Raw genomic sequence first — 9,285 nt, forward strand, 5'->3', positions numbered from 1 at the left:
GCCCCCCTGCTCCCTGCCCCCAACAATCGCCGCGTTTCATTAGCAGCAGCTTGCATTGCTCGTTCAGGATTCATCCGACCAGATAACGCAGCGCTGAGATAACGCTGCAAAATATCTGATGTCTGAGGATATTGCGCGATCGGCGGACGTAAAACTGCATTGTCCACGACCTTCAATAACTGCGGATAGTGGGGATATTTAGCAACAATCTCTGGGTCTGTAAACAAATCCCGGCGACTTGGCACATAGCCTGCACTGAAAATGAATCGGCGCTCTGCTTCCCGACTGGTAAAATACTGAATTGCTTTCCAAGCTTCTTCTGGATGTTGAGAAGATTTCGCAATCCCTAAACCCCAGCCCCCTAAACAAGCCGCTCCCGTCTTACCAGGAGCATGAACCATTGGTTTAATCGCAATTTTGCCCCGAATTGGCGAATTTTCTGCCTGGGCTAAAGGCCATGCATAGGGCCAACTGCGTAAAAACGCTACTTGACCACTTTGAAACAAGCGTCGCGTGTCTTCTTCCTGGTAGGTGGTGACTCCAGGAGGAGAAACGCCTTCTTTAACGGTACTACGCAGAAACTCAATGGCTCGTAATGTTTCTGGTCGATCTAGTCCAACTTCAAGCGTGTTGGGATTAACCCAGAAGCCACCAAAGCCATCAAGGACTTCCGCAAACATCGCCACAAGTCCTTCATATTGGCGACCTTGCCAAAGATAGCCCCAATTTACCTGGTTTTTCTTCTGCAAAACTTGGGAAATTCGGATCAAATCATCAAAGGTTTCTGGCGGTTTCAACCCTGCTTGTTTAATTAAATCTTCCCGGTAGTAGAGCATTCCCACGTCGGAACGCACTGGTATGCGGTACAGCTTGTCTTGGTAACGTCCTCCTTCTACATCCTGTGATGAAAATGCTGCCAACTCCTGTTTAGAAATGCGATCGCCTAAGGGTAGCAACCATCCAGCAGCAGCAAACTTGGATGTCCAGATCACATCCATATTGATCAGGTCATAAGGGGATTCACCTAAGATAAAAGATGAGGTATATAGGTCTTCGAGCAAATTTGTGGCATTCGGCCCTTCAACTAGGTTAATGCGAATACCTGGGTTCTCAGCCTCGAAATCTCTAATCAAACCCTGCCTCCAAGGTTCGGCATCAGGAGCAGTCATTAATATATTGAGGGTAACTGGTTGCTGCGAGAGTGCTACCCAACTGAACAATATAATGCTCAAGAGAGTTGCCAGGAAAACCCCTATATGCAAATAACTTTGTTTTTGGATGAATTTTTCTAACTTGTTAATTGGCTTTCGGTACAACATTATCAATGTAGCGATCGCTAGTGGTAATTATTAGGAAATAAAAACATAAAATATCTGAATAAAGATTATTTTGTATTATTTTTTATCAAAATGCTTGGGTAATGTTTCACTCATGGTTGGAATTAATATTCTTGTTCAAATAAATGAACCCGTTCAATCAGTTCTGTAGAAGATTGATAACATGTATGATAGCGAATATCTTCACGTAATACCAATTATTTATAAAGCTGCGCTAAATAAAGCTTATGGAATAAGCTCTTTAGGAATTTTAAATGGTTGCTCTATTTACGCTGTGGCGTACTAGGTTTATTTGTAAGACTGACAATGCTTCTTTTACAGCATGTGCCCGGTGATCAGTAGCACCCATCCCAAATTAAAGTGATATCGCGATCGACTAAAATTGTTGTAACATCAAGCTGCAATGCTTTTCAACTAGAACATCGGGTGCGTAAATAGACTGTTGAGGCTGCTATTAAAGAAAGTACAATAACATGGCTTCATCTGATGAATTTGTGTGCAATCGGAGCGTGCGCTCTCTCGATATGCTCTTTGGTGTAGTTACTTCTATTCTATTGCACTCTATTTTATTAATAGGCAGCAAATATTGGCAGAGAGCTTTGATGCGTGAGCCGAACACAGCACAAGTACCTAATTATAAAAAAATTGCAGTAGCAGCAATAACTACACCACCACCAGCCCAATTGGGAAAAACAGCACTTGAAAGAGCTACGACATTACCAGTACCCAGCAACCCTAAGAAATTAGGGCAGTCGAGAACTAGATTAAGTGAGCGAACACCCTCCTAAGCTCAGTCATTGAGCAGCATCAACTACCATTAATGCACCGTGAAAGTGCGCGATCGCTGCAATGTCGTGAATCGGTAACACCGTACCCAGAATATATGAATTATCAATTATGAATTATGAATTACTTTGACTAATCCGGTTTTTGAATCTAATTTTAGGATGTATCAATTAAATCCTCTAAAATTTTGCTCAAGTTAATGATTTTTTCTTACTTGTGATAAATCCAGGTATAAACATTGACTGGTAAGGATTACTTCTATTTTCTATTTCACTATTTACTTCCGGCTGGGGTGATTCTTGCTTTCTTTTCTGATTTTGGAATCAGCCCAAGCTTGGGCAATGCAATATGTATCCCTTGCACAGGATTCTGTTTAAACTGGGGAAACAACAAAAACTTGAATTGCCCAAACTTTTTGAAATCCTTCCCACGCTCGGTGCAATTGTTTAAACGCTTGCTGCAAAACTTGACTAGGCACTTCGCCCAATCGGGGGAATACCTTATTTAGCAATTGGTAGAGCATTAAGCTGTTTTAAACCCAACTCTCTGAGAAAAATCAAAATGGCTAAACTCGAACTCAAAAACTTGAATAAAACCTATAATCCTAAAGTCGTCCCTGTCAAAGACGTTAGCTTAACTGTAGATAACGATGAGTTTCTCACTTTACTTGGCCCTTCTGGCTGTGGCAAATCTACTGTCCTAAGAATGATTGCGGGTCTTGAAGAACCTACTCGCGGTCAAATTAAGATCGGGGAGGTGGATGTCACCTATAAGCAAGCAGCCGATCGCAACATTGCAATGGTATTTCAAAGCTATGCACTCTATCCCCACATGACGGTGTACGAAAACCTTGCTTCTGGACTCAAGCTGAAAAAAGTACCACCTACAGAAATTAAACAGCGAGTGGCAGAAGTGGCAGAAGTTTTAGGATTAGCAGAGTTAATGAACCGCAAGCCTGGCCAAATGTCTGGAGGTCAACGGCAACGGGTTGCTGTCGGTCGTGCTTTGGTGCGTAATGCCGATGTGTACCTGCTGGATGAACCTTTAAGTAACCTGGATGCACTGTTGCGGGAACGAGTCCGAGCCGATATCAAGCAAATTTTTGCGGCACAAAAAGTGCCAGTTGTCTACGTCACCCACGACCAAACCGAAGCGATGACGCTCTCTACGAAAGTTGCATTGCTCAACGATGGCTATGTCCAGCAACTTGACCCGCCTGACCGCATTTATAACCATCCAGCTAATCTATTTGTGGCTGGATTTGTTGGTAGTCCGCAAATGAATTTGCTGACTCTACCTTGTAAAGGAAAATACGCAATTCTGGGTAAGTTCCAAGTGCTTCTCCCCGATATACCAACTGTACCACCGCAGATTGTTCTGGGAATCCGCCCAGAAGATGTCCGCATTGCTCAACCAGGTGATACCCAGACTATCCAAGGGCAAGTATTTTTAGTGGAAAACTTGGGTATGCACTATTTGGTTAGCGTCAAAATTGAGGGTTCACAAACCGAAGCGATTACGGTACGTGCTTTGTTGCCAACAGACCAAAATTGGAGTGGCGAGGATATTACACTAGCATTACCCTCTGAGGATATTCACTGGTTTGATGTTCAATCTGGCCATGCTCTTGTTAAAAGACAAATATTAGGTGTCAGCAGCTAGTAAGCTAAAACACATCTAATTTGCATCTTATGAGGGCTGTTCGCGAAGCGTTCCCATAGGGTAGCCCTCACTACGAACTAATATCAAGATATAGCCACTGTTCTTGGTGAGGCTAAATAATTTTTGCCCGTTGGATCGCCACTGCATCCTTTAAAATTGCAAAACTTCAGCTGCCTGAGCTAAATCGTAGAGTTTGCCCCTAGTACAAGAACCAATAAAAGCTTTCGTAATCGGAATATCTTCTAACGCTCATCAAGATATATAGGACTCCTATTTGATTTTTGAACAAGACTAAAAGATAATACGTAGGGAAATGAAAGTCTAATAAAGGACAATGATAAGCCAGGATTTACAAACTGCCACACTCGGACTCGGAGTATCCCGGCAAGCGTCAACAGAGGGAATAGCACTTGATGCGTGAGCCGAATTACAAGGATTTTATCGCTCTGCGTCCAGATGCGCGTGAAATCAGGAAAGCGTTGGCAGTCAAGCTGGTTTATCAAGGCTAGTTATATGATGAAATCCAAACAATTCTAGAGGTATCAAGAGGTTCTATAACGGGTTGGAAGCAAGCTTATGAACAGAAAGTCCTGGCGCAATTGTCACACCGAGTTTGAACGCAATCATGCTTCAGATTGGTTCAGCGCAAGGATGGGGGACAGATTCAGAGCAGATCAAGCAGCAGATGTTAAAAGGGGTGATGAGCAATCCCACTGGTAGACTAGGAACTGTTGAAGACGTAGCCCATCTGGTGACATTTCTTTCTAGTCCTCTGGCTGATTATATTAACGGTGTTAACTTGCGTGTGGATGGCGGTTGGGTAGCAACGATTAATTAGAAAAAGAAAATACCAAAAAGGTAGTCATTGCAATCGCTCTTTAATTCTTCTATTCCCCTGTCATCCGATTGAGCCATCAACGAATCGCACTTTGGAAGTTCCTTGGCAAACGAGATGCGACCTCAATTCATCACGAATAACTCAACCCCTATGTGAACATTAGGTGAACTTTTAAGACTTTATCTGTATCGACACTCGTAAATAGCTTTCATAAACTGAGGTTTAGATTTGCCATGCTTAGTCAGCGAGTTAATAGCATGAAAAAATAAATATTTATTTGTCATGACTAAACCTCAAATTGCTGTCAGAATTCCGAAATCTTTTTTTGTCGAGTTGAGTAATCATGTAGAGCGAAATCGTACATCTCAAACCGAAGTAGTGTTTAGCGCTTTGGCTGATTCTTTGGGATGTCTTGAGGAAGTGCCATTAAGTCAGAAAATAGCTGAATTCGAGGAAAGGTTAAGGTTACTGGAGACTACGCTCACACGTCATCTCCAGAAGCTCAACAGCTAATTATTAAGGGGTGTTATGAGTGTGTTAAATATCTCCAAATCTGTCTTTTACTGTTTCATTCTCAATGGAATACGGAAGTTACATCAATCATAAACTTGATATATACTTATGAATAAAACTGCTCAACTCGTTGATATTATTGAGAAACGCCAACCGTTGGCGCAGAAAATTGAACAGGTAGAGGAAAACAAATTCAATGGTCAGCCCTTCAAAAAAAAGAAGCATCAAGATAAAGTTTTGTCAGTTGCTATTATTCAAAATGGGCAGAAGATTGTTAGTAGCGGTGCTGATGGGTGGGGTAATACCAAAAAAAGAATTGAAGTTTCAGTTCGGGACGAAAGACAAAGACAGACATACTTTGGCGCACTGAATTATTACACACAATAAATTTTAGTTAAGCCATTCAAAAAAGGTGATTATAAATTGGCCATGGCGCAAGCGCCCACCGTAGGCGATCGCATTCGTAGAATACCTGCTTACTCAATATGCTAAAAGGTGCATTACTTTGATTTGGGATGGAGCTAGTTATCACTGTTCAGTTGAATTTCAAGATTATTTAAAATCTGAAAATCAGGGGCTAAACGAGAACGAATGGAAAATTATTTTGATTCGCTTCACTCCTAATGATCTTACACAAAACCCTATGGAATATATTTGGTTGTTTGCAAAAAAGTTCGTTAGATAATTTTATCATTTATGTAAATGTTTTACTATTGTCAAGCGTTTATTTGAACTCGCTGTTCACCATTAAATCTTGAATTTCCCGAAAATATTTATAGATGATTGATTTTCACAAATGATTTAAGATTACTATAAAACATTTGATTGCGTGAAAAAACTCAGTACACCTTTATTGTTTCTTCCCAGTCCCCAGTCTCTACGAGTAATTCAGGAATAAAATCGGATTGCTATATATAAAAATAGTCTTGATACAACTCCTTTATATAGTAGTTAAATAAATGAAGAATTACTGTAAAATAAAGTTATTTGCTTGTCTCACTATGGTGGTGGCAAAATGATTTAAAAAATAGTGAGATTTTCTATAAAAATGGTGAAAGTTTGCTGTATATGCTTCTGGTATTTAACACTCTTAAATTTCTGGCAAATTTTAGCAGTGTTACTTGCTTTTAACCAAAGTAGTGCGTTGGCTAATGTCTTACCTATTAAGACCCAGAGACAGTCTGTTGAAGAAATTGAAAACTTAGCTTTGTCAGGAAGCCCAGTACTCACAACAGGCTTATCAAAGTTGAAGCAACTAAGATTAGACCCAATTTTGTCTCAGGTTCTCGACTCAAAGCCAACACACCCAATCCCAATCCCACAGCGACGCCCAGAACCTGCCCTCGAACTTCCTCGTCGAACATTTTTCTCCTCTGAAGACCGCTTAGAACTTCCTAAAAGTATCGTCGTTAGGAAATTCGAGTTTGATGGGAACACGGCATTTAGCGATGAAAAGTTAACTAAAGTTACTGCCCAATTCACCAAGCGATCGCTAACCTTTACAGAATTACTACAAGTTGAGGCTACTATAACCAAACTCTATACCGATGCGGGGTATATCAATTGTGGTGCTGTGATTCCGGCTGGTCAAACCTTATCTCAACAGGGATCTGTCGTTAAAATCCAGATTATTGAAGGAGGGCTAGAAGAAATTGCGGTAACGGGTACACGACGGTTGAACTCGAATTACATCCGCAGCAGATTAGCCATTGCCACAGCTAGACCCTTAAATCAAAAGCGCTTGCTGTCAGCTTTGCAACTCTTACAACTTGACCCTCTAATTCAGAATATATCAGCCGAATTGTCTGCTGGGTCGCGTCCCGAATTAAGTTTATTAACAGTCAAAGTAATAGAAGCTGACTCCTTTAATACAGAATTTTTTATAGATAATGGTCGTGCGCCTAGTGTTGGCAGCTTACGACGCGGTGTCCGCATTAACGAAGGAAATTTACTCGGTTTTGGGGATGACTTGAATTTGGAATATATCAATACCGATGGTAGCAACGCCTTTGACTTGCGCTACAATATACCCGTTAATCCTCGTAATGGCGCAATTACCCTCAGAGGTGGGTTGACGAGTATTAAAATTGTCCAACCACCCTTTGACCGCTTAGATATTATTGGTAATTCCAATTATTTCGAGTTAGGCTTCCGCCAACCTTTAATCTTATCTCCCAACAGAGAATTTGCTGTGGGTCTATCCGTGTTACGACAAGAAAGCAAATCTAAAGTGCTAGGTAATGGTTTTCGCTTGTCAGATGGTGCTAATGAACAAGGAGAAACCCGCATCTCAGCTTTGCAATTCTTCCAAGAATATCAGCAGCGTAATTCTCAACAAGCCTTAGCCCTGCGCTCTCAATTTAACCTTGGTTTAGATATCTTCAATGCTACCGTCAACAATGACCCTCCTGATAGTCGGTTTTTTTCTTGGCGGGGGCAAGGACAATACGTGCGACTTTTAGCACCGCAGACTTTACTGGTGATCCGTTCTGACCTGCAATTGTCAACCCGTGCCCTTGTGCCTTTAGAGCAATTTGGGCTAGGCGGTCTGCGTAGTGTTCGGGGTTATCGACAAGATATTCTCTTAACAGATAACGGCTTTTTAGCATCAGCAGAACTGCAATTACCAGTACTGCGGGTAAAAAATGTCGGAGGAGTTTTGCAAGTAGTGCCGTTTATTGATTTTGGTGTGGGTTGGAATAGTTTTGGCAAGCCACCAGACCAAAATACTAATACTATCTTGACTAATACCTTGCTGGGGTTGGGATTGGGTTTACAGTGGCAAATGGGCGATCGCCTAAATGCTCGCCTTGATTATGGTATTCCATTAACAGATATTCAAGACAGAGGCAGAACTTTACAGGAAGAGGGTATTTATTTTTCAATAGTTGCGAATCCTTTCTAAAAATTTTGGTCACAAAATCTCTGATTAACAAAGGTCTAGAAATCAAAAGTTATGCAACACTCCAAGCGATCGCTCCTATCCAATACTTTACCTCTATCTATAGGGGTGAATTTTGTGTTGGCTTTGTTCTCTTGTATTGCTCCCTGTCCGGCAAAAGCCCAAATCACACCTGATGCGACTCTAGGCAATAAAAGTTCAGTTGTAGTGCCAGACAATCTTGAAGGCAGTCCTATTGACCGGATTAATGGGGGAGCAATTCAAGGAGCCAACCTATTCCACAGCTTCAAAGAATTTAACGTTAGTGAAGGAGCAAAAGCCTATTTTACAAATCCAGGAGGAATTACGAATATTTTGACTAGGGTGACAGGGAGTAATGCCTCGAATATTTTGGGAACTTTGGGGGTTTTGGGCACAGCCAATCTGTTTTTGATTAATCCTAATGGAATTGTCTTTGGCCCCAATGCCCTTTTAAATATGGGAGGCTCCTTTGTAGCTTCTACCGCAGAAAGCCTAGTGTTTGATAATGGGTTGGAGTTTAGTGCCACAAACCCACTTTCCCCGCCACTGCTGACAGTGAATATCCCTGTAGGATTACGCTTGAGAGAAAATTCAGCGAGTATTGTCAATCAATCATCTGCTGTTCTTTACTTACGGCCGGAGAACACTTTGGCACTGGTAGGTGGAGATGTCATCCTTGATGGTGGGAGCTTGCAGGTAGCTTGGGGTCGGATTGAGTTGGGAGGATTGACTGGTGCGGGAATAGTCGGTTTTAATGTCCAAGAGTCGCAAGGAATCCCAAGAGTAGCTTCTTTAAGTTTTCCCAATGATGTTGAACGAGCTGATGTATCCCTCTCTAAACAAGCAGTGGTGAATGTTGCACTCTCTAAAGAAGCAGTTGCGAATCTTCAAGGTAGGAGTGGCGGTAGTATTGCGATTAACGGTCGTAACGTAAATATTGTGGGAGGAGGTCGGTTATTAGCTGGAATAGACCCAGATTTGGGTTCACCTGGAACTCAAGCGGGAAATATCGAAATTAATGCCACTGGAGAAGTAGTTTTTGATGGAGTATCGAACGGCTTTCTCAGTGGTGCATTCAATCAAGTGGAAGCTGGATCTACTGGTAACGCAGGTAAAATCGAGATTAACGCGGATAACGTTGAAGTGAAAAATGGCGGTCAATTAAATACCAGTAGCAATGGTAAGGGAAATGCAGGCACAATCCGAGTTAATGCCACTGATAAGGT

The 9,285-nt window shown here is 41.7% G+C and carries 9 protein-coding genes and 1 pseudogene; 8 read left to right on the forward strand and 2 right to left on the reverse strand.

Going from position 1 to position 9,285, the window contains the following annotated elements; genetic code table 11:
* The coding region (locus tag ACFFAP_RS31560) for an ABC transporter substrate-binding protein (protein ID WP_375514908.1) at positions 1–1,319 on the reverse strand (1,319 nt) is incomplete at its 3' end.
* Between the two features lie 491 nt (positions 1,320–1,810).
* Here ACFFAP_RS31560 and ACFFAP_RS31565 point away from each other — a divergent pair.
* Positions 1,811–2,125, forward strand: a complete 315-nt coding sequence (locus ACFFAP_RS31565; protein ID WP_375514909.1) for a hypothetical protein — start codon at positions 1,811–1,813, stop codon at positions 2,123–2,125.
* A gap of 6 nt (positions 2,126–2,131) precedes the next feature.
* Here the strand turns inward: ACFFAP_RS31565 and ACFFAP_RS31570 are convergent, their stop codons facing one another.
* Positions 2,132–2,236, reverse strand: a complete 105-nt coding sequence (locus ACFFAP_RS31570; RefSeq protein ID WP_375514916.1) for an aminotransferase class V-fold PLP-dependent enzyme — start codon at positions 2,234–2,236, stop codon at positions 2,132–2,134.
* Between the two features lie 448 nt (positions 2,237–2,684).
* Between ACFFAP_RS31570 and ACFFAP_RS31575 the strand changes: the two genes are divergently transcribed.
* From ACFFAP_RS31575 to ACFFAP_RS31605, 7 genes and pseudogenes are all read left to right on the forward strand, one after another.
* On the forward strand, positions 2,685–3,785 hold the full coding sequence (locus ACFFAP_RS31575; RefSeq protein WP_375514910.1) for an ABC transporter ATP-binding protein: 1,101 nt from the start codon (positions 2,685–2,687) through the stop codon (positions 3,783–3,785).
* Between the two features lie 334 nt (positions 3,786–4,119).
* Positions 4,120–4,369: pseudogene (locus tag ACFFAP_RS31580) on the forward strand (helix-turn-helix domain-containing protein); the annotation flags it as partial.
* Positions 4,370–4,410: 41 nt separating this feature from the next.
* Entirely contained in the window at positions 4,411–4,623 is a 213-nt protein-coding gene (locus ACFFAP_RS31585; RefSeq protein WP_375514911.1) for an SDR family oxidoreductase, read from the forward strand.
* Between the two features lie 282 nt (positions 4,624–4,905).
* A complete protein-coding gene (locus ACFFAP_RS31590; RefSeq protein WP_375514912.1) occupies positions 4,906–5,136 on the forward strand; it encodes a DNA-binding domain-containing protein in 231 nt (76 codons plus the stop codon).
* Positions 5,137–5,244: 108 nt separating this feature from the next.
* Entirely contained in the window at positions 5,245–5,523 is a 279-nt protein-coding gene (locus ACFFAP_RS31595) for a WD40 repeat domain-containing protein (RefSeq protein ID WP_375514913.1), read from the forward strand.
* 661 nt (positions 5,524–6,184) lie between these two features.
* A complete protein-coding gene (locus ACFFAP_RS31600; protein ID WP_375514914.1) occupies positions 6,185–8,041 on the forward strand; it encodes a ShlB/FhaC/HecB family hemolysin secretion/activation protein in 1,857 nt (618 codons plus the stop codon).
* Between the two features lie 51 nt (positions 8,042–8,092).
* The coding region (locus ACFFAP_RS31605) for a filamentous hemagglutinin N-terminal domain-containing protein (RefSeq protein ID WP_375514915.1) at positions 8,093–9,285 on the forward strand (1,193 nt) is incomplete at its 3' end.

This window comes from uncultured Nostoc sp. (assembly GCF_964245575.1).
Lineage (GTDB): Bacteria > Cyanobacteriota > Cyanobacteriia > Cyanobacteriales > Nostocaceae > Nostoc.